21 protein-coding genes are annotated in these 18,712 nt (G+C 34.6%); 19 read left to right on the forward strand and 2 right to left on the reverse strand.

Features of this window, described 5'->3' with window-relative positions; genetic code table 11:
• Positions 1-161 precede the first annotated feature (161 nt).
• Genes JFU23_RS23920 through JFU23_RS23930 form a run of 3 tightly spaced genes read left to right on the forward strand, consistent with a single transcriptional unit; the run spans position 162 to position 3,946 of the window.
• Positions 162-1,808: a flagellar motor switch protein gene (locus JFU23_RS23920; RefSeq protein WP_201032829.1), complete on the forward strand. Its 1,647-nt coding sequence runs from the start codon at positions 162-164 to the stop codon at positions 1,806-1,808.
• A gap of 29 nt (positions 1,809-1,837) precedes the next feature.
• Positions 1,838-3,202 carry a transglycosylase gene (locus tag JFU23_RS23925; RefSeq protein ID WP_201032830.1) on the forward strand — a complete coding sequence of 455 codons (1,365 nt, stop codon included), beginning with the start codon at positions 1,838-1,840 and terminating at the stop codon, positions 3,200-3,202.
• Positions 3,203-3,229: 27 nt separating this feature from the next.
• On the forward strand, positions 3,230-3,946 hold the full coding sequence (locus JFU23_RS23930; RefSeq protein WP_201032831.1) for a hypothetical protein: 717 nt from the start codon (positions 3,230-3,232) through the stop codon (positions 3,944-3,946).
• Positions 3,947-3,984: 38 nt separating this feature from the next.
• On the opposite strand, the gene JFU23_RS23935 is transcribed toward JFU23_RS23930, so the two are convergent.
• Both JFU23_RS23935 and JFU23_RS23940 read right to left on the reverse strand, forming a co-directional pair.
• A complete protein-coding gene (locus JFU23_RS23935) occupies positions 3,985-4,767 on the reverse strand; it encodes a CheR family methyltransferase (protein ID WP_201032832.1) in 783 nt (260 codons plus the stop codon).
• Positions 4,768-4,806: 39 nt separating this feature from the next.
• Positions 4,807-5,304, reverse strand: a complete 498-nt coding sequence (locus JFU23_RS23940) for a flagellar motor switch protein FliG (protein ID WP_002141103.1) — start codon at positions 5,302-5,304, stop codon at positions 4,807-4,809.
• A gap of 143 nt (positions 5,305-5,447) precedes the next feature.
• Here JFU23_RS23940 and JFU23_RS23945 point away from each other — a divergent pair, with 143 nt between their 5' ends.
• The 16 genes from JFU23_RS23945 to JFU23_RS24020 all read left to right on the forward strand — a co-directional run bounded on the left by JFU23_RS23945 (position 5,448) and on the right by JFU23_RS24020 (position 18,710).
• A complete protein-coding gene (locus JFU23_RS23945) occupies positions 5,448-5,912 on the forward strand; it encodes a YaaR family protein (RefSeq protein WP_002086502.1) in 465 nt (154 codons plus the stop codon).
• 15 nt (positions 5,913-5,927) lie between these two features.
• Complete coding sequence (locus tag JFU23_RS23950) at positions 5,928-6,380, forward strand: flagellar export chaperone FlgN (protein ID WP_002064619.1); 453 nt, start codon at positions 5,928-5,930, stop codon at positions 6,378-6,380.
• 17 nt (positions 6,381-6,397) lie between these two features.
• Entirely contained in the window at positions 6,398-7,696 is a 1,299-nt protein-coding gene (gene flgK / locus JFU23_RS23955; RefSeq protein WP_002141110.1) for a flagellar hook-associated protein FlgK, read from the forward strand.
• A 281-nt stretch (positions 7,697-7,977) separates the two neighbouring features.
• A complete protein-coding gene (locus tag JFU23_RS23960; protein ID WP_085310185.1) occupies positions 7,978-8,841 on the forward strand; it encodes a flagellar hook-associated protein 3 in 864 nt (287 codons plus the stop codon).
• 19 nt (positions 8,842-8,860) lie between these two features.
• A complete protein-coding gene (locus JFU23_RS23965) occupies positions 8,861-10,240 on the forward strand; it encodes a flagellar hook-associated protein 2 (RefSeq protein WP_201032833.1) in 1,380 nt (459 codons plus the stop codon).
• Between the two features lie 22 nt (positions 10,241-10,262).
• The gene (locus JFU23_RS23970) at positions 10,263-10,631 is read left to right on the forward strand and encodes a flagellar export chaperone FliS (protein ID WP_002064624.1); all 369 of its coding nucleotides are present in this window, start codon (positions 10,263-10,265) and stop codon (positions 10,629-10,631) included.
• A complete protein-coding gene (locus JFU23_RS23975; protein ID WP_201032834.1) occupies positions 10,621-10,893 on the forward strand; it encodes a flagellar biosynthesis protein FlgG in 273 nt (90 codons plus the stop codon). Before JFU23_RS23970 ends, JFU23_RS23975 begins: the two co-directional genes overlap by 11 nt.
• Before the next feature lie 344 nt (positions 10,894-11,237).
• Entirely contained in the window at positions 11,238-11,723 is a 486-nt protein-coding gene (gene flgB, locus JFU23_RS23980) for a flagellar basal body rod protein FlgB (protein WP_085310189.1), read from the forward strand.
• A 20-nt stretch (positions 11,724-11,743) separates the two neighbouring features.
• Positions 11,744-12,157: a flagellar basal body rod protein FlgC gene (gene flgC, locus JFU23_RS23985; protein WP_002030933.1), complete on the forward strand. Its 414-nt coding sequence runs from the start codon at positions 11,744-11,746 to the stop codon at positions 12,155-12,157.
• A 17-nt stretch (positions 12,158-12,174) separates the two neighbouring features.
• Positions 12,175-12,474 (forward strand): flagellar hook-basal body complex protein FliE, encoded by a 300-nt coding sequence (gene fliE, locus JFU23_RS23990; protein ID WP_002064631.1) that lies wholly within the window; start codon positions 12,175-12,177, stop codon positions 12,472-12,474.
• A 22-nt stretch (positions 12,475-12,496) separates the two neighbouring features.
• Entirely contained in the window at positions 12,497-14,071 is a 1,575-nt protein-coding gene (gene fliF / locus JFU23_RS23995; protein WP_201032835.1) for a flagellar basal-body MS-ring/collar protein FliF, read from the forward strand.
• A gap of 13 nt (positions 14,072-14,084) precedes the next feature.
• Positions 14,085-15,089 (forward strand): flagellar motor switch protein FliG, encoded by a 1,005-nt coding sequence (locus JFU23_RS24000; RefSeq protein WP_085310193.1) that lies wholly within the window; start codon positions 14,085-14,087, stop codon positions 15,087-15,089.
• The gene (locus JFU23_RS24005) at positions 15,076-15,762 is read left to right on the forward strand and encodes a FliH/SctL family protein (protein ID WP_033706611.1); all 687 of its coding nucleotides are present in this window, start codon (positions 15,076-15,078) and stop codon (positions 15,760-15,762) included. The genes JFU23_RS24000 and JFU23_RS24005 overlap by 14 nt, the downstream gene beginning before the upstream one ends.
• Positions 15,759-17,063 carry a flagellar protein export ATPase FliI gene (fliI, locus tag JFU23_RS24010; protein WP_085310195.1) on the forward strand — a complete coding sequence of 435 codons (1,305 nt, stop codon included), beginning with the start codon at positions 15,759-15,761 and terminating at the stop codon, positions 17,061-17,063. Before JFU23_RS24005 ends, fliI begins: the two co-directional genes overlap by 4 nt.
• A gap of 116 nt (positions 17,064-17,179) precedes the next feature.
• Positions 17,180-17,590 (forward strand): hypothetical protein, encoded by a 411-nt coding sequence (locus tag JFU23_RS24015; protein WP_002086483.1) that lies wholly within the window; start codon positions 17,180-17,182, stop codon positions 17,588-17,590.
• Between the two features lie 10 nt (positions 17,591-17,600).
• Positions 17,601-18,710, forward strand: coding sequence for a flagellar hook-length control protein FliK (locus tag JFU23_RS24020; RefSeq protein WP_201032837.1), 1,110 nt, complete (start codon positions 17,601-17,603; stop codon positions 18,708-18,710).
• The last annotated feature ends 2 nt before the right edge of the window (positions 18,711-18,712 follow it).

Below are 18,712 nucleotides of genomic sequence, written 5' to 3' on the forward strand. Positions count from 1 at the left end.
GGGTAGAACTAATAATATAAGTATATGAAAACCGTCGTTTACACATATTGTGGAAATAAATACATGTTCACAATTCGGATGATAAGTTTGGTAAAATATAACGAGTGTAATAGAGAGTTTAAATCATTTGATAGAAAAACAAAAATGAGGAGGCAGGAAAAATGCCTGAGCAACACACAAAAGGGGATACTGGCACAATTGTGCTAGAAAAAGAAAATGAACATTTAACGCCTCAAGAATGCGATATTCTTGGTGAAATCGCTAATATATCATTCGGTTCAGCTTCGACTGTATTATCAACAATTTTAAATAGGCAAGTAAGTATTACTGCTCCTCAAGTAGAACTGGTAGATTTATATGATACAAGTGATGTTGAAATTCCACATGTTGTATTAAATATCCATTTCACAAAAGGATTAGATATGGAAAATCTTCTTGTCTTAAAGCAAGATGTTGCTTTATCTATTGCTGATTTAATGATGATGGGAACAGGTGAAGTTGAAGAGGGAAAAGAGCTTGGTGAATTAGAGCTAAGTGCAGTACAAGAAGCTATGAATCAAATGATGGGATTCGCAGCAACAGCTATGTCAGAATTCTTCCAAGATACGGTAGACATGTCTCCGCCAACAATTAAAGTTGTGCAACTTACAGAAGAGATGGAGAAGATTTCTGGTATTAATGGGAATAATATGGTTGTTAAAGTATCGTTTGAATTAAAAATAGATAATCTTGTAAATTCTCAGCTTGTACAGGTTGTTTCAGTTGAACATGCGAAGCGAATGATAAATAAATTGTTACAATTATCTGGTGGTGTGGAAGAAGAAATAGATGAGCAGGCGGAAGTGCAGGAAACTGAGATTGTAGAAGAGCATGTAGAAAAAGAGCAATTAACACAAGAAGAGAAAGATGTGCTTGGTGAAATTGCGAATATTTCAATCGGTTCGGCTTCAACAGTACTATCGACGCTTTTAAATCAGCCTGTCACTATTAGTACACCAAATGTAGAGGCGATTAATGTTCGTCATTATGAAGGAGTACCGGTTCCGTTTGTTATTTTAAATGTCGATTTTGTTGAAGGACTAAAAAATGAGAATGTATTCGTATTTACGAAAGATGTTGCTTTAACAATGGTAGATTTAATGATGATGGGAACGGGTGAAATTGATCCGGAGAAAGAACTAAGTGAATTAGAGTTAAGTGGCATTAAAGAAATTATGAACCAAATGATGGGGCATGCTGCAACAGCGATGTCAGAAATGTTTAAAGAAAAAATGGATATGACACCACCAGACGTTAAATTTGTTTCTTTAAAAGAAGAAATGGAATATTTGGGAGAGTCGATGGCAGTTGACGAACTCGTTCAAATTACTTTTAATCTTGAAATTGGTGATCTCCTTCAATCAAAGATGTATCAAATACTACCGATATTAGAAGCGAAAGAAATGGTTAGAAGACTTCTATATCCGATGGTGGAAGAGCAAGAAGAAATAGTTGAGGAAGTTGTTGAGGAGGAAGAAATTCCTGCACCAGTCGTACAGCCAATTGAATATAAAGAAGTCAAGCAAGTTGAGCCAGTATATATGGATGCATCTATTCTACAAAATGTAGAAATGAATGTTAAATTTGTATTTGGAAGTACAGTGAGAACAATTCAAGATATTTTAAGTCTACAAGAAAATGAAGCGGTCGTACTTGATGAAGATATTGATGAACCGATTCAAATTTATGTGAACGATGTATTAGTGGCGTATGGAGAACTTGTAAATGTAGATGGATTTTTCGGAGTAAAAGTGACGAAATCGCTATAAGGCGTCAAAATAGGAGTTTGAACAAATAAATGAAAAACGTAAAGTTTTTTCTAGTTAGTTGGCTATTCTTACATATATGCATATTTTTACCATCACAAGGGCAGGCAGAAGAAAATAGTGTACAAGATCAAAATATAAGCGAAATGAATGACCAAGAGGGAAAAAATAAAGAGATTCAGGAACAGCCGGAACAAGTGGAAATGCCCTCGGTTGAAGATGAAAAAAAAGTAGTAGAAAATGAGCAAGTGAAAGAACAAAAAGAAGAAAGAACGATAGAAACAGACCGAGGGGTTATTACAGTTAATAAGCAGGAGCTAAAGGTTGGCGAAGAAGTGTGGATTGCTGTAGAACCAAATGAAAAAAACATTCAAAGTGTAAAAGGTATATTACAATTACAAAAAAATGGTGAGCAGTACAGACAAGAGAGAATAATATCTTTTGAGTATGAAGAAAAAACGAAGCGATGGATCGCTAATTATAAGGCCGGAATATATGATTTACAAGGTGATTGGAACCTTAGGCTCGTTGAAAGCTATAAAGAAGATGAGAAGGAAGAAGTAATAGAGAACGAATTAAATGTCCCGCTCATTCGTATAAACAATGAAGCACCAACTATAGATAAAGAATTGCCAAAGTTAGAGAAGGTTACTATTGATGAGGTAAAAGGGAACTTAATTGAACGGAAAAAGGGAGAATCCGTTCATATACGAGTACAAACGGTAGATATAGAATCGGTTGTTAAAGAAGTGCGCGTTATATTAAAAGGAAAAGAAGACGGTAACGATATTACTTTTTTATTAGACTATAATAAACACGACATGGATTGGCACAAAATATTTGAAATAACAGAAGCTTTACCTGTTGGGCCGCATCAACTTATTGTGGAAGTAACAGATGGGGCAGGTAACAAACTTGTGACAGAGAGTGAATATATCGTTTCTATTATCGAACAAAAAGTGAAAGATGATGAGAAGATAGAAGAGCAAGAGAATCAAAAGGAAGTAGAAGATAAGAAAGAAATTGAGAAGCAGGAAGATCCGAAAATAGAGATTTCTCTTCCAGAAGAAAAACTTCCAGTTGTTCAAATTCCAAAGCAAGAAGAGAAAGTGAACTCTTATATAAAAGAGCCGTTGAAAGAAAAAGAGGAAATCAACTACGTTATAAAAGAGTCGTTAACAGACAACAAGGAAGTAAATAATGTGAAAGTTCATAAGGAGAAAAAAAGCGAAAATGACAATCAAGTCGTTTCTAAAAAGAAAGAGAAAATAGAAGAACAACAAGAAAAGAAAGAGGAAAAAAGTGAGCAGGGAGTACAAGCTTCTAATGTGTTTGCTGTTATGTCAGGATTATTTGTACTGTTTTTAGTTTTAAAGAGTAATAAAGAATGGGGCTAATAATTTGATAGTAGTGGAGGCGCTTAAATGGAAATTAAACGTACGACAATTGAAAATAAGACGCTACAACCATTAAAACAGCCTGCAGCTATTTCAGAACATGAAATTCAGAAAGAACGAAAGCGGAGTAACCTTGTGTTTACTGGGCAGCCCAAAATCATTTCGAAAAACAATGAAATAGGGATGTTGCTTGCAAGTTTAGGTGATGGAAAGATTGTAAAAGAAATGCTTTCTAAGGAAATGGATACGGTGTTGCAGTTGTTTTCAAAGTTACATATGTTGTCCGAGGAAGGAAAGGAATCTGAAAAAATATATGAACAAATTGTTAGAAGTTTACAAGGGATTATTAAGCAAGCGTATATAAAAGATATTCCGTTACTCGATGGGACGTATGATTTCGCTGAAGTACAGCTTTCATTCGGGCGAAAAGTACATATTCCTTTACTTGACGTAAGTGCTCTCATTTCTAGAGTGGAAAGTGATTCTTCAGAAGGAAATATAAATTTAATGATAACGGTTATTACAGCTTACATGACGAAATTGTCTAATGAAACAATCTTAATTAGCGGTACAGATCGTATTTCTAAAGAACGTGATGTGAGCGTGTGGAGAGCACTTGCAGAAATGAATATGACGCAATTATCTCATGCGTTGAAACATACGATTCAAGAGCATAAATGGTCTGTTACGGCTCTATTTCTCTTCATGTGGGTTATAGGTATCATATTGATTCGTATTATATAATAAAAAAAGGTCGTCATTTTAATTATGACGACCTTCTTTTATACTTTTTCGTAAAAGAAGGTATCAAAGCGCTGAAGATTGTAGCGTTCAGGTGTTAAAATTTGTTCAGTGCTACCAACGAATAGTACGCCGCCCTTTCGTAATGAACGACTAAACTTTTCATAGAGCTTTACTCTTGCTTCTTCTGTAAAGTAAATCATTACATTACGACAAATGATTAAATCGTAGTTCGTATCAAATGACTGCATTAATAAATCGTGTTGTTTGAATGTGACTTGTTGTTTAATGTTTTGGTGCAATATATATGTATCATCTTCTTTTGTGAAATGACGCTGTTTCAAATCATTAGGTAATTCTTTTAAAGAGCGTTCTGTATATTGACCGCGTTTTGCAGTTTCTAAAACGTGAAAATCAAGATCCGTTGCTTGAATATCATAACGAAACGGAGCTAGATGCTTCGATAATATTAAAGAAAGTGTATACGGTTCTTCACCGGCAGCGCAAGCAGCACTCCAAATTTTTAATTTACCGTTATTTTGTTCAAGTAGCTTTGGTAGAGCTTTCGTCTCTAACGTTTGCCAGCGCTCTTTATTTCTGAAAAACTCTGATACGTTAATTGTAATGTAGTCAATAAAACTTAAAAATAACGTTTGATCGGTGCGTAAATTATTTAAAAAATTTGTGTAATTTTCAAAACCTTTTCTCGAAATGAAAGCGTCGATTCTTCGGCGCATTCTATCTTGCTTATAGGAAGCGATATCCATATTAAAGTGCTGTTTAAAACTTACGACAAATTGATTATAATCTTGTTCAGTTATCATATTTACAATAGGCACAATAACGATATTGTGCCTCCCCCTTTACATCATACGAATTTTTTGTTCAAAGCTTTTTTTCATCTGCTTTTCATGTAAGCCTGGTAAATCATAAATAACAGCATCAATTCCTGCTTCTTTTGCAACGTCAACGGGAATAACAGACGTATGTTTATCGCCGTTATAAAAACAGAGAACTAAATCGGTATCTTCGATAATTTGCTTTACAAAAAACATATAATCTGATCGATAAATGGAGTCGGAAGGATGATCAAAAGCAATATACTCTGCTCCGTGTTTTTTTAAATAATCAACGACTTCTTGAAATTCGTCTGTTAATACATGTAACGGTTGCAGTGTGTAAAGGCATAAATTTTGAGCGAGCCTTTCATTTTCAATGAAAAAACGAAGAACCTCATTTTCAATAGATTTATAACATAATATGTAAATTTTATGTTTGTGAGCATAGTCAATTAAAAATTTTTTTATTTCTTCCTGATCTAATGCTGTTAATTGATTTGAACCACAAAGAAAAATATTCATAGATTTGTGCCACCTCATGCTAAATTGTAACATATCTTCTATAAAAAATAACTGCAAAATATCATTGTACAGAGTATAATTATAAATAACTAGATTTTACGATTAAGTTTAGAAGGAAATAAAAAAATAAATAGGTGATATATATGCTGCGTTCTATCTCGCATAATCCAATTTTATCGCATATACCGCCTGCTACTCAAATGCCGAAAGAAGCAAATGTCAGGACAGGACTTGCTTTTTCGGATAATTTGCATGCAGATCCGAAAAAAGATAAATTGTTAGAACAAATGGAAGCACTTGTTGATAACATTGGAGAAATTAAAGAGAAAATCGAATTAGAGTTAACGCTCGATAATGTAATGGAATACAAAAATACTGTAAAATCATTTTTGAATTTTTACGTTGATAACGTATTGCAGTATAAAGATGTTATGTCTCGTCATCCGCGTTACGGATATTCGCAGAAAATGACGATCGTAAAACAAGCTGAAATGGGATTAACTGAGTTAGAAGATGTTATGAATTTAATTAATACGAAAACAGGGCATTTAGAAATGTTAAATCAAATTGGAGAAATTCATGGTTTAATTGTAAATTTAGTCTTGTAAAGGAAAGGAAGCTATATGTACATACAATTATATGAAAAGCTCGTTATTATTCAAAAGGCATATGAAAATATTCAAACGCTTGGGGAACAAATATATGAGAATTTAAAAAATAAAAATGTAAATGCAGTTCAAAAGTTGCAAGTAGAGCAATTGCAGTACATAGAAGGTGTTAAAGGATTATCGCGATCTTTTGAGGAAATGGTTGTTCAGCTTTGTAAAGAAAAACAAGTTGAACCGTTGCGTATGCGTTCGCTATTTTCGTATTTTTCACAGGAAGAAAATGAAAAAATGGAAGAATTACAAAAAAGTTTAAATGAATTAGAAGAAAATGTAAAAATGATTCTTTTGAAAAATCAATATTACTTAAACGTACTATTAAAAACTACAGAAAGTATTGTGGATTCCGTTTCTGAATACAATTTGGAGAAAAACAATAATTCGCAAATCTTTATGAATGAACTATTGTAAAGGAGAAGTGAAGCATTATGAGATTATCTGATTATAATACGCCGCTATCTGGTATGCTAGCGGCCCAAATGGGATTACAAACGACAAAACAAAACTTATCTAACATTCATACGCCGGGTTATGTTCGTCAAATGGTAAATTACGGATCTGTTGGAGCAAGTAACGGTCATACGCCTGAACAGAGAATCGGTTATGGTGTACAAACATTAGGAGTTGACCGTATTACAGATGAAGTGAAAACGAAGCAATTTAATGATCAGTTGTCACAGTTCTCTTACTACGCATATATGAATTCTACTTTATCACGAGTAGAGTCTATGGTAGGAACGACAGGGAAAAATTCATTATCTAGTTTAATGGATGGATTCTTCAATGCTTTTCGTGAAGTTGCAAAAAATCCAGAACAACCAAACTACTACGATACATTAGTTTCTGAAACTGGGAAGTTCACAAGTCAGATAAATCGTCTTGCGAAAAACTTAGATACAGCAGAAGCACAGACGACAGAAGATATTGAAGCACATGTGAATGAATTTAATCGTCTTGGTGCTAGTTTAGCAGAGGCGAATAAAAAAATTGGACAAGCGGGGACACAAGTACCTAATCAACTATTAGACGAACGTGATCGCATCGTTACAGAGATGTCTAAGTATGCCAATATCGAAGTATCTTATGAATCTATGAATCCTAATATCGCGAGTGTTAGAATGAATGGTGTTTTAACAGTAAATGGACAAGATACATATCCACTTCAATTAAATAAAGAAAAAGAACCAATGTCTGTTGCGATTTATGGATCGGATATTCCTTTAAATGGTGGAGCAATTCAATCAGCGATAGATACGAAAGCGAAGATTGCTAGTTATAAGAAAAACCTTGAAGAATTAATGAGTTCTGTAAAAGGTCAAGTGAATACAGTGATGGGAAAAGATTTCTTCGTTGGAGATCATGCGAAAGATATTCAGTTAAACCCTGAATTCGCAAAAGATGTTTCGAAAATGAAAATCTCCGCTGAAACAGCAAATAAACTAGCAGGAATTACGGATGGAGATTATAAAGAAGGTCTTTCTTATAAACAAGCATTAGACCAATTTATAGTTGGTGTAGCTTCTGATAAAAGTGCAGTGAATGCTTATCAAAATATTCATAAAGATTTATTAGAAGGTATTCAACAAGAAAAAATGAGTATTGAAGGCGTAAATATGGAAGAAGAAATGGTTAATTTAATGGCTTTCCAAAAATATTTTGTCGCAAACTCTAAAGCTATTACGACGATGAATGAAGTGTTTGATAGTTTGTTTTCGATTATTAGATAACATGTAGAAGGATCGAAAAAGCTTTTTTTGTGATGGAAGAGAGGATCCGGCGCAGGGTAGAAGCGGACAGAGCCTTTTAGTGGACCAACCCATGTTAGACCAGAGATATGAGATGGTTGAATGGGGAGTTAAGGGGGAGAATAGCCATGTTTAGCAAGCGTCCTCCCCCATGTAAATTAAATGAAAACGAAAAAGTTTTTTTATGAGGGAAGAGGATAGCTGTATATAGGTGAGGTTTCTTCTTCGCGCCAATTCAAATATAGATAAAGGAGAAGGTAAAGATGAGAGTATCTACATTTCAAAATGCAAACTGGGCAAAGAATCAGATGATGGATTTGAATGTGCAGCAGCAATATCATCGAAATCAAGTAACTTCTGGGAAAAAAAATCTTTTTATGAGCGAAGACCCACTTGCGGCAAGTAAATCATTTGCGATTCAGCATTCGTTAGCAAATATTGAACAAATGCAAAAAGATTTAGCGGATTCGAAAAATGTATTAACACAAACTGAAAATACTTTACAAGGTGTTTTTAAATCTTTAACAAGAGCGGATCAATTAACAGTGCAAGCGTTAAATGGAACGAATAGCGAAAAAGAATTGAAGGCAATCGGTGCAGAGATTGATCAAATTTTAAAACAAGTTGTATATTTAGCGAATACGAAAGAGCAAGGCCGTTATATTTTCGGTGGGGATAGTGCTGAACAAGCTCCATTTACAGAAGATGGTACGTATCAAGGTGGAAAAAATGATGTGAACTGGCAACTAAATGACGGTTATCAATTAAAAGCATTTCGTAACGGAGAAGAATTATTATCCCCAGTTATAAAAACGTTAAAACAGATGAGTGAAGCACTGAATAACGGTGATCAAAAATCTTTGCAACCGTTATTAGGAGAAAATAAGAAAAACTTAGATAGCGTCATTAACCGTACAACTGAAGTTGGTTCAACTATGAACACGATGGAGACGTTTAAAACGATTTTAAGCGAGCAAAATTTAGCGCTTCAAGAAAATCGTAAAGAAATTGAAGATGTTGATTTAGCGGTAGCAATTTCTGACCTAGCGTATATTAATGCAACTTATGAAGCAACGCTTAAAGCAGTTAGTACGATGAGTAAAACGAGCATTTTAGATTACATGTAAACAATAAGGAGTGAGAAATATGGCAGGGACGTTAACAGGTATTGGTGGTAGACAACAGATTTGGAACCTCGGAAATAATATGATCGATACTTCTAACTTTGTAGAATTAGAAATGCAAGCGTTAGATATGAGAAAAACACCATATACTAATGAAAAGAACCAACTTTCACAAGATAAACTATTATATACAAGCTTAAAATCAGAATTTAGTTCTTTCACACAAACTTTTAAAAACTTGGCGGCTTTTAAAGGGAATGAGAAAAAAGTTACAACATCACAAGACGGTTATATTAATGTAAAAGCTGATGGTGGAGCGATTGCAGGAACTTTTAATATGACGATTACACAGCTTGCACAGCGTCATCAAATAGCTTCTAATCCTATTACTGATATAAATGCAAAACTTCCTAAAGATGAAACATTAAAACTAGGCGATAAAGTTCTAAAAGTAACAACTGATATGACATATAAAGATTTAATAAATAAAATTAATGATGGAGATTATGGCGTATCGGCTTATACACTTGGAGATAAAATTTTTATGTCCTCGAAAAAAGAAGGAACAGATGGGGAAATTGATTTTTCAGGGAACACATCTACACTGTTTCAAGATATTGGTTTAGCTAAGGCGGATGGGACAGCAGTCAATACAATTAATGAAGCGCAAAATGCCAAATATAGTATTAATGGTATTGGAGCTGAAAGTTTTACAAATACAATTGAGGCTCTTCCGGGCGTGAAAATTGAATTGTTAAAGGTGACTGAGCCGAAAGTAGAAGGAACACCAGATGCGGGTACAACAACAGATCCAAAAGCAAAAGGTGTAGAATTAAAATTTACAGTAAGTGATTCAAATGTAACAGACGCATCAAATATTATTAAAAAGATGGTAGCGGATTATAATAAAGCAGTTTCTACAATAGATATTTTTGCTGGAAAAGGTGGAGCTTTCCAAGGTCAAGCTATTATGCAAAGTGTACGTCAAGCGATGAATAATGTCGTAACATTTTCTCAAGACGGTAATTATTTGTTTTCATTTGGAATTCAATTAAAGCAAGACGGGACGATGGAAGTTAATGATGAACAATTAACAAAAGCGTTAAAAGACAAGCCGGATGCAGCGAAGCAATTTTTCTTTGGTTCTAACGGTTTAGGGAAGATGATGGAAGAGCCACTTGATAAACTATTTGGTGATAAAGGTGTAGTTGGAGAGCGAGTAAAAAACATCGATTCTCGTGTAAGTGATTTAGATAAAAAGATTAAAGATATTGAAACACAAAATCTGCAAAAACAAGATGAAATTGTGAAGAAGTATCAAAGACTAGAAAGTACATTAGCGGCGCTAGATAGCCAACTAAAAACAATTAAAGCAATGACAAAACAAAAAAGTGATGATTAATGAAAGTTAAGGAAGTGATTGTATGCAAGCATGGCAACGTTATATGCAAAATGATATTATGACGAGTAATCCAATTAAAAATACAATTTTTATTTATGAAAGATGTATCGTTGAGTTTCGTAATTTAGAAGAACTTTTAAATAGTTTTAAATTACAAGAAGGGGACGCGCTTCTTGAAAAATTAGAACGTATCTTTGAAGAGTTAAAGCTTCAATTAAACCCTGAGATTACGAAAGATTTATACGATAGTCTATTTGGTTTATACGATTGGATTAGCATTCAAATTCAGACGATGAAAGTAACTCGTGAAGCGAACGATATGGATGCGATTGTGCAAGTGTTACAAGATTTAATAGACGGTTACCGCGGAGCACTTGAAAATGAACAATGATATTTATCGAGCGTTTGTCGGCTGTTTTAATGAAATCGGAGAATTGCAAGTATCAGATGGGGAATTTGCTGAGAAGAGTGCAATGTTAAATCGCTGGATGATGACATTGGATGAAGAGACGCGCGCAGATGTTGCAGCGGAAGTGAGTCCATTCATAATTAAGGCAGCACAGCATATTCGAGATAAGCAAAAGATTTTGGAAGAAATGATTATGACAAATGATGGACGAATGAAAGCGAATTCGTTTTACGGTAAATTTTAATAGGGAATTATGGAAATGGATACCCCTTTTAAAAGGGGATCCATTCCATTGTTTGAATAAGGCGTTCCGCTGATTGAGGTTTCACTTTATGACTGTAATAAAAAGAATGGTAATAATCCAAACAATGAAAAATAAGATGTCTTTATTTTATAGAGAGAAGTGTATGGAAGCTCTTTTTTTATTGTTTATATATCAAAATGTTACATGGATTACTACGCGTATACAGTTTTTTATATTCTTTTTTATATTTTTGTATTTTTCTAAAGACAACAATGGAAAAATGGAATAAAATATGTAAGGGTACATAATAGATAATATTTTAATAAATAAATACATATAGGAAAATGAATAATAAAGTGAAACTTCCATCAGTGAATGATCATGCGCTAAACGAGCATGATGGAAAAGGAAGGGTGTGGAATATGCCAGATTTAGTTAGTGATGTAAGTCATTATATGAACTATTTAGTAACGAAGCGAAATACCGTTTCTAGTAATATTGCAAATGCGAATACACCTGGCTATAAAGCACAAGATGTAACATTTGCTGAGCAAATGAATATGAGCAGTGCATTATATAAAAAAAATACTGCGGATTTAAAGAGTAATCCAGATTTATATCAAACGAATGTAATGCACTTACCGACAGCAAATACGAAAAATACATACGCAAAGATTCAAACGAAATCAATGCAAACGAATAAAGATGGAAACAGTGTTGATGTAACGACAGAAATGCTAGATTTAATGAAAACAAACCAATTATACGGTGTTTCAATTAATGCAATTAATACGCAATACGCTATTAACCAAGCAGCACGTGGACGTTAATAGTAAAAGGAGAGACAAAGATGTTTCAGGCAATTAATGCAAGTGGCTCAGGGCTAACTACAGCGAGGAAATGGATGGAAGTTACTTCTAACAATATCGTAAATGCAAATACGACGGGAGCACCAGGTGCAGAGCCGTATCACCGCCGAAGTGTGGTGTTGGAATCAAATAATAGTTTTGCAAGTATGCTAGATGGAGCTCCTACTAACGGAGTGAAAATAAAAAGTATTGAAACGGATCGAAATGAAAATCTTGTGTATGATCCGACGCATCCGCATGCAAATGAAGAAGGATATGTACGTTATCCGAACATTGATGTGACAGCTGAGATGACGAATGTAATGGTTGCTCAAAAAATGTATGAAGCAAATACAAGCGTATTAAATGCGAACAAAAAAATGCTCGATAAAGATTTAGAAATCGGCCGAGGATAAGAGGGAAGAGGGGAAATATGAAAATTCAACCAATGTTAAATACACAGCCATTTGGAGCGATTCAGCCGATTGGCACACAGAAAACTTCAGAAACATCTGTAGTTGAAGGCAAAAAGTTTATTGATTTATTGGAAGATATGAATCAAACGCAAAATAATGCCCAAACAGCAGTATATGATTTACTGACAAAAGGGGTAGGAGAAACGCATGACGTTTTAATTCAGCAGAAGAAAGCTGAATCACAAATGAAAACAGCTGCTCTCGTACGCGATAATCTTATTGAAAATTATAAGTCACTAATTAATATGCAAATTTAGGAAAATGGACGGGTGTATTTAAATGGAAAAGATAAAAAATGTTTTCCAATCGTTGAAAACGTGGCATAAGTTAGTGATTGGTGCTGCGCTGTTAGCGATTGCAACAGGAGCACTTTTATACTTCACCTTGCCAGATAAATATGTTGTTGTATATCAAAATTTAAATGATACAGATAAGCAAGAGATTACAGCAGAATTATCGAAGCTAGGTGTTGATTACCAATTAGCAGCCGATGGTTCGATTCGAGTGCAAAAGAACGATGCTCCATGGGTTCGAAAAGAAATGAATGGAATGGGCTTGCCGTTTAATTCAAAAAGCGGTGAGGAAATTCTATTAGAAAGCTCACTCGGTTCAAGTGAACAAGATAAGAAAATGAAGCAGATTGTCGGCACGAAAAAGCAATTGGAGCAAGATATTGTACGAAACTTCGCGACAGTTGAAACGGCAAATGTGCAAATTACATTACCTGAAAAAGAAACAATTTTTGATGAAGAAAAAGCAAAAGGAACAGCGGCGATAACTGTTGGTGTGAAGCGTGGACAATTATTAACAGCTGATCAAGTTGCTGGTATACAGCAAATGATTAGTGCGGCAGTTCCTGGCGTGAAAGCAGAAGAAGTAAGTGTTATTGATAGCAAAAAAGGTATCATCTCAAAAGGAACAGATGAAGCACATTCTAACAGTTCCTCTTCTTATGAAAAAGAAGTAGAGATGCAGCATCAAATTGAAGGTAAATTAAAGCAAGATATTGACGCAACGTTAATGACGATGTTTAAATCAAATGAATATAAAGTGAATACGAAAGTGTCTGTAAACTACGATGAAGTTACACGTCAGTCAGAAAAATATGGCGATAAAGGTGTACTTCGCAGTAAACAAGAGCAAGAGGAAAGTTCTACTGCGCAAGAAGGAGCAGATACGAAGCAAGGTGCGGGTATTACAGCGAACGGTGAAGTGCCGAACTACGGTACGAACAATAATCAAAACGGTAAAGTTGTCTACGATAATAAAAATGGTAACAAAATTGAAAACTATGAAATAGATAAAACAGTTGAAACAATTAAGAAACATCCGGAATTAACAAAAACAAATGTTGTTGTATGGGTAGATAACGATACGTTAGTAAAACGAAAAATTGATATGACAACATTTAAAGAAGCGATTGGCACAGCAGCTGGGCTGCAAGCTGATCCGAATGGAAACTTTACAAACGGTCAAGTTAACGTTGTAACTGTTCAGTTCGACCAGCCGAAAGTTGAAAAAGAGAAAGAGCCAGAAAAAAGTGGTATGAACTGGTGGTTATTCGGTGGAATTACAGCTGGCTTGCTAGCACTAATTGGCCTAGTAGGGTTCTTCTTAGCAAGACGTAAGAAAAAGAGAGAGGAAGAGGAATATGAAGAATACTTAGCAGAAGAAGAAATTGCTGCAAGTAATGAAAGTATCCTGGAAATTCCTGAAGAAAAAATAGTACCAGAGCCAAAGCCAGAACCGGTAGAACCATCAGAACCTACATTAGATGATCAAGTGCAGGAAGCTACGAAAGAGCATGTAGAAGGTACTGCAAAAGTAATTAAAAAATGGTTAAACGGACAGTAAGGGAGGAAAAACAATGTTAGATGAAATCTCCTCCAAAGAGAAAGCTGCCATCCTCATTCGTACATTAAACGAAGAGGTGGCAGCAAAAGTCATTGAATATATGACGGCTGAGGAAAAAGAAGTGTTACTTCGCGAAATCGCGAAGTTTCGTGTATATAAACCAGAAACGTTAGAAAATGTACTAGGGGAGTTTTTGTACGAACTAAATGTAAAAGAGTTGAATTTAGTAACTCCAGATAAAGAATACATTCGTCGTATATTTAAAAATATGCCAGAAGACGATTTGGAAAAATTATTAGAAGACCTTTGGTACAACAAAGATAATCCATTTGAATTCTTAAATTCACTTACAGATTTAGAGCCACTTCTTACAGTGCTTAATGATGAATCGCCACAAACGATAGCGATTATTGCTTCTTATATTAAGCCGCAACTTGCTTCTCAATTAATTGAGAGATTACCAGATCATAAACGTGTAGAGACGGTAATGGGTATTGCAAAGCTTGAACAAGTAGATGGTGAATTAATTAATCAAATTGGTGAGTTATTAAAAGCAAAATTAAATAATATGGCATTTAGTGCTATTAATAAAACAGATGGATTGAAAACAATAGTGAACATTTTAAATAATGTTTCACGAGGTGTTGAAAAAACAGTCTTTCAAAAGCTCGATGAAGTCGATTATGCGTTATCTGAGAAAATTAAAGAAAATATGTTTGTCTTTGAAGACTTACTTGGTCTTGAGGATCTTGCGCTTCGCCGTGTATTAGAGGAAATTACAGATAACGGTGTTATCGCGAAAGCACTTAAAATTGCAAAAGAAGAAATTAAAGAGAAACTATTTACATGTATGTCTTCAAACCGTAGAGAGATGATTCTTGAAGAGTTAGATGGCTTAGGACCGCTTAAGATGACGGATGCTGAAAAAGCACAACAAACGATTACAGGTACGGTGAAAAAGTTAGAAAAAGAAGGAAGAATTATCGTTCAAAGAGGTGAAGATGATGTCCTTATTTAAAAACAGAATTCCGAAGAATTCTGTTTCTTTTTCTGAAGAAACGTATGAATTACAATTTCCGAAACCAGTATCAGTTCACATTGAAGAAGAGATACAAGTGGATCATGCAGAACTTCTTGCACAGCAAGATGCATTACATATTGAAATGAATCAGCTAAGGCAGCAGCAGCAAATGCTAGAACGAGAGCGTCAGCAGTTGTTGCAAGATAAAGAACAGTTTCAAATGCATATTCATGAACAAATGGAACAGATGGAAGCAGCGCGTATACAGTTTCAAAAAGAACAACAAGAAACAGCATACGAATGGACAGAGTTATTATGGAATCAATCTTTTCAGTTAGCAGAAAAAGTAGTGAATCAAGCGGTAGATTCGCGCTTATTAGACGTTTTGCCGATTTTAACAGGCATCGTGCAAACATTGCCTACTTCATTTGAAAAATTAATTATAACGGTTCATCCAGAAACATTTGAGCGTATACAAGAAGAGAAAGAAAATACGAAAGAGTATTGGCTACTACAATTAGTAGAATGGAAGTATGATTTTTCTTTACAGTTTGGCGAATTTGTTCTGGAAGAAGAGAAAGAGTTTTTTGAATTTAAATTTGCACCGATATTTGCGAAGCTTCGTCATAAATGGGAAGAAGAGAAGTTGTTTGAGGAGCAAAACGTATGAACAACGAGCTAATGAATGAGCATAATAAATGGAATACATTTATTGAAACACCGTTTTATACGAAAGTTGGCAAAGTTCATAGTGTACAAGAGCAGTTTTTTGTAGCGAAAGGCCCAAAAGCGAAGATTGGAGATGTTTGTCTCGTTGGAGAGCATAGCGTCTTATGTGAAGTTATTGCGATTGAAAAAGAAAATAATATGCTACTTCCATTTGGACAGACAGAAAAAGTATGTTACGGAGATGCAGTTACATTAATTGAAGAAGATGTTGTTGTACCTCGTGGTAATCATTTACTTGGGAAAGTGTTAAGTGCGAATGGTGAAGTGTTAAATGAGAACACTGAAAACATTCCACTACAAAAAATAAAATTAGATGCACCGCCGATTCATGCATTTGAGCGTGAAGAAATTACAGATGTATTTGAAACGGGAATTAAATCGATTGATTCCATGTTAACGATTGGGATTGGTCAAAAGATTGGTATTTTCGCCGGATCGGGTGTTGGTAAATCTACCTTGCTTGGAATGATTGCGAAAAACGCAAAAGCTGATATTAACGTTATTAGTTTAGTAGGAGAACGTGGCCGAGAAGTAAAAGACTTTATTCGAAAAGAATTAGGCGAAGAAGGTATGAAAAAAAGTGTCGTTGTTGTAGCGACGTCAGATGAAAGTCATCTTATGCAACTTCGCGCTGCAAAGCTTGCAACATCAATTGCCGAATATTTCCGCGATCAAGGTAATAACGTACTACTTATGATGGATTCTGTTACACGCTTTGCTGACGCACGCCGAAGTGTTGATATTGCAGTAAAGGAATTACCAATCGGTGGTAAAACACTGTTAATGGAAAGTTATATGAAGAAGTTATTAGAGAGGTCAGGAAAAACACAAAAAGGATCCATAACAGGTATTTATACAGTACTCGTTGATGGTGACGATTTAAATGGTCCTGTACCAGATTTGGCGCGTGGTATTTTAGATGGACATATTGTATTAAAGCGTGAGCTTGCAACGCTTAGTCATTACCCTGCAATCTCTGTACTAGATTCGGTAAGTAGGATTATGGAAGAAATCGTATCGCCGAACCATTGGCAGGTTGCAAATGAAATGAGAAAAATTTTATCTATTTATAAAGAAAATGAATTGTATTTCAAATTAGGAACAATTCAAGAGAATGAAGAAAATGCCTATATTTTTGAATGTAAAAATAAAGTAGAAGGTATAAATACGTTTTTAAAACAAGGTCGAACGGATAGTTTTCATTTTGAAGATATTGTCCAAGCGATGCACCATATTGTATAAGACCTCATGCCTTGGGGTCTTATTTTTTTGTTTTTTAATATTTCACAGATTTTTTTGTAAAAAAACTATATAATAGAAAAAGGTAACGTTATAATAGGAAGGGGATATGAAAACAGGTGAATAAACAGCAGTACGACACGATTAAATTGCAGATTAATCAAGAGAAAGAACATATCTTGAAAGAAGTGTACGAACTAACAGCTGAAAAAAGAAAAATAGAACAAAAAAAAGAATATGATCTATATGTTGTGAAATCACGCAATAAGGTTGTACAAACGGGACAACGTATTATGGCTGGTATGCTTTCTTCACATACATTTTCACCTGAAAGAATAGAAGAATGGAATCGAAAAATTAAAAAAACAGAAGGTTTTATTCAAAAAAATGAAAGCCTTTTAGAGCAAATAAAAGAAAAAGAACGTGTCATTGATGAAATGTATCAAGAAGATTGTAAGAAGCTTGCGAAAGTAAAAGAAAAGCTGGAAGAAAAAATGCTTCTTGATTTAAAAATGTGTATGAACGGATGAGGTGGATGTAGTGATACAGTTTGTATTACCGGTGCAGCAAAGTTTACCTCCGCAAAAAGAAAAAGGGCTAGAAATACAATCGGAAAATGAAAATTCTTCATTCAATAATACAATGAGAATTGAAAATAAAAAACAGCCGAAAACGGAGAAACCGAAACGAGAAGAAGCACCAGAAGAAGAGAAGAAAGAATATATTCTCGCAAAAAAAACGGTAACGAAAGAAGAGCCGATTGTAAAGAAAGAAGAAAAGAAAGAGACAGAACAGTTATTGTTAGCTGTATCTGAGCAGATGGTTGCAATTGAGCAATTGCGTGTGCAGCCAGAATTGTTATATCAATACATACAAAAAATACAGGCGTTATATAAAGAATACGGAAATATTAAACTGAACGAATTGCCCGCAGCTGAATTACAGCAATTACAAGAGCTCCTTTCAAACATGAATATTAAAAATGCCATATGTTTAGAAGATACAATGCAAATGGTGCTAGACAAGGTGACGATGCCAGAGCAAACGTTGCAAGTATTAAAAGTCGTAGAAACAGAAACTTGTAATATCGCAAAGAAACAAGAGGAGTCCAAGGAAGTAGAACTCCAGAAAGCTGAAAGCGATGATGTGACGTTAGAGTTACCAGAAGTCGATCAATTAAACGATTCAAGTTCGGCCGGAGCTGAATTATTAAATAAGGCAACGGGGACTGATCAAATAGGAAAACAAAATAGTGGAGCTGAGAAGGTTACATTACCTGACTTAGGCAAGAAAATGGAAGCACAAGTAGAGGCTCTGCAAAAGTTTGTAGTGAAACAAGAACGTGTCTTATTCCAGCTAAATCCAGAGAAACTTGGTTCATTAACTGTATTTATGAAAAAGCATGGAGATCAAATTGAAGTGCATGTAGAAATGGAAAAACACGATGCGAAAAAGCGTGTTGAAATAATTTTTGACGAATTGAAGCTGAAATTAAAAGAAAAAGAAATTAATATTCAAATAAGTTATTCAGAAAAAGATGAACAACGTAAAGAACAGCGAGAACAAGAGCAAAGACAAAAACAAAAATTAGTAAGTACGAAGCAAGAGAAACAAGAATCGAAAGAATTTGCAGGATTATTGGAGGAATAAAG

Source organism: Bacillus sp. TH50 (assembly GCF_016650565.1).
In the GTDB taxonomy this organism is placed as follows: Bacteria; Bacillota; Bacilli; order Bacillales; family Bacillaceae_G; genus Bacillus_A; species Bacillus_A mycoides.

Coding starts and splice junctions, on each gene's coding strand:
- JFU23_RS23970 (WP_002064624.1), top strand. CDS start 10,263: ATGCAAGCATGGCAACGTTATATGCAAAATGATATTATGACGAGTAAT.
- JFU23_RS23950 (WP_002064619.1), top strand. CDS start 5,928: ATGTACATACAATTATATGAAAAGCTCGTTATTATTCAAAAGGCATAT.
- JFU23_RS23965 (WP_201032833.1), top strand. CDS start 8,861: ATGGCAGGGACGTTAACAGGTATTGGTGGTAGACAACAGATTTGGAAC.
- fliF (WP_201032835.1), top strand. CDS start 12,497: ATGGAAAAGATAAAAAATGTTTTCCAATCGTTGAAAACGTGGCATAAG.
- JFU23_RS23925 (WP_201032830.1), top strand. CDS start 1,838: ATGAAAAACGTAAAGTTTTTTCTAGTTAGTTGGCTATTCTTACATATA.
- JFU23_RS23940 (WP_002141103.1), bottom strand. CDS start 5,304: ATGAATATTTTTCTTTGTGGTTCAAATCAATTAACAGCATTAGATCAG.
- flgC (WP_002030933.1), top strand. CDS start 11,744: ATGTTTCAGGCAATTAATGCAAGTGGCTCAGGGCTAACTACAGCGAGG.
- JFU23_RS23960 (WP_085310185.1), top strand. CDS start 7,978: ATGAGAGTATCTACATTTCAAAATGCAAACTGGGCAAAGAATCAGATG.
- flgK (WP_002141110.1), top strand. CDS start 6,398: ATGAGATTATCTGATTATAATACGCCGCTATCTGGTATGCTAGCGGCC.
- fliI (WP_085310195.1), top strand. CDS start 15,759: ATGAACAACGAGCTAATGAATGAGCATAATAAATGGAATACATTTATT.
- JFU23_RS23920 (WP_201032829.1), top strand. CDS start 162: ATGCCTGAGCAACACACAAAAGGGGATACTGGCACAATTGTGCTAGAA.
- JFU23_RS23930 (WP_201032831.1), top strand. CDS start 3,230: ATGGAAATTAAACGTACGACAATTGAAAATAAGACGCTACAACCATTA.
- JFU23_RS23975 (WP_201032834.1), top strand. CDS start 10,621: ATGAACAATGATATTTATCGAGCGTTTGTCGGCTGTTTTAATGAAATC.
- JFU23_RS23945 (WP_002086502.1), top strand. CDS start 5,448: ATGCTGCGTTCTATCTCGCATAATCCAATTTTATCGCATATACCGCCT.
- JFU23_RS24000 (WP_085310193.1), top strand. CDS start 14,085: ATGTTAGATGAAATCTCCTCCAAAGAGAAAGCTGCCATCCTCATTCGT.
- JFU23_RS23935 (WP_201032832.1), bottom strand. CDS start 4,767: ATGATAACTGAACAAGATTATAATCAATTTGTCGTAAGTTTTAAACAG.
- JFU23_RS24005 (WP_033706611.1), top strand. CDS start 15,076: ATGTCCTTATTTAAAAACAGAATTCCGAAGAATTCTGTTTCTTTTTCT.
- fliE (WP_002064631.1), top strand. CDS start 12,175: ATGAAAATTCAACCAATGTTAAATACACAGCCATTTGGAGCGATTCAG.
- flgB (WP_085310189.1), top strand. CDS start 11,238: ATGAATAATAAAGTGAAACTTCCATCAGTGAATGATCATGCGCTAAAC.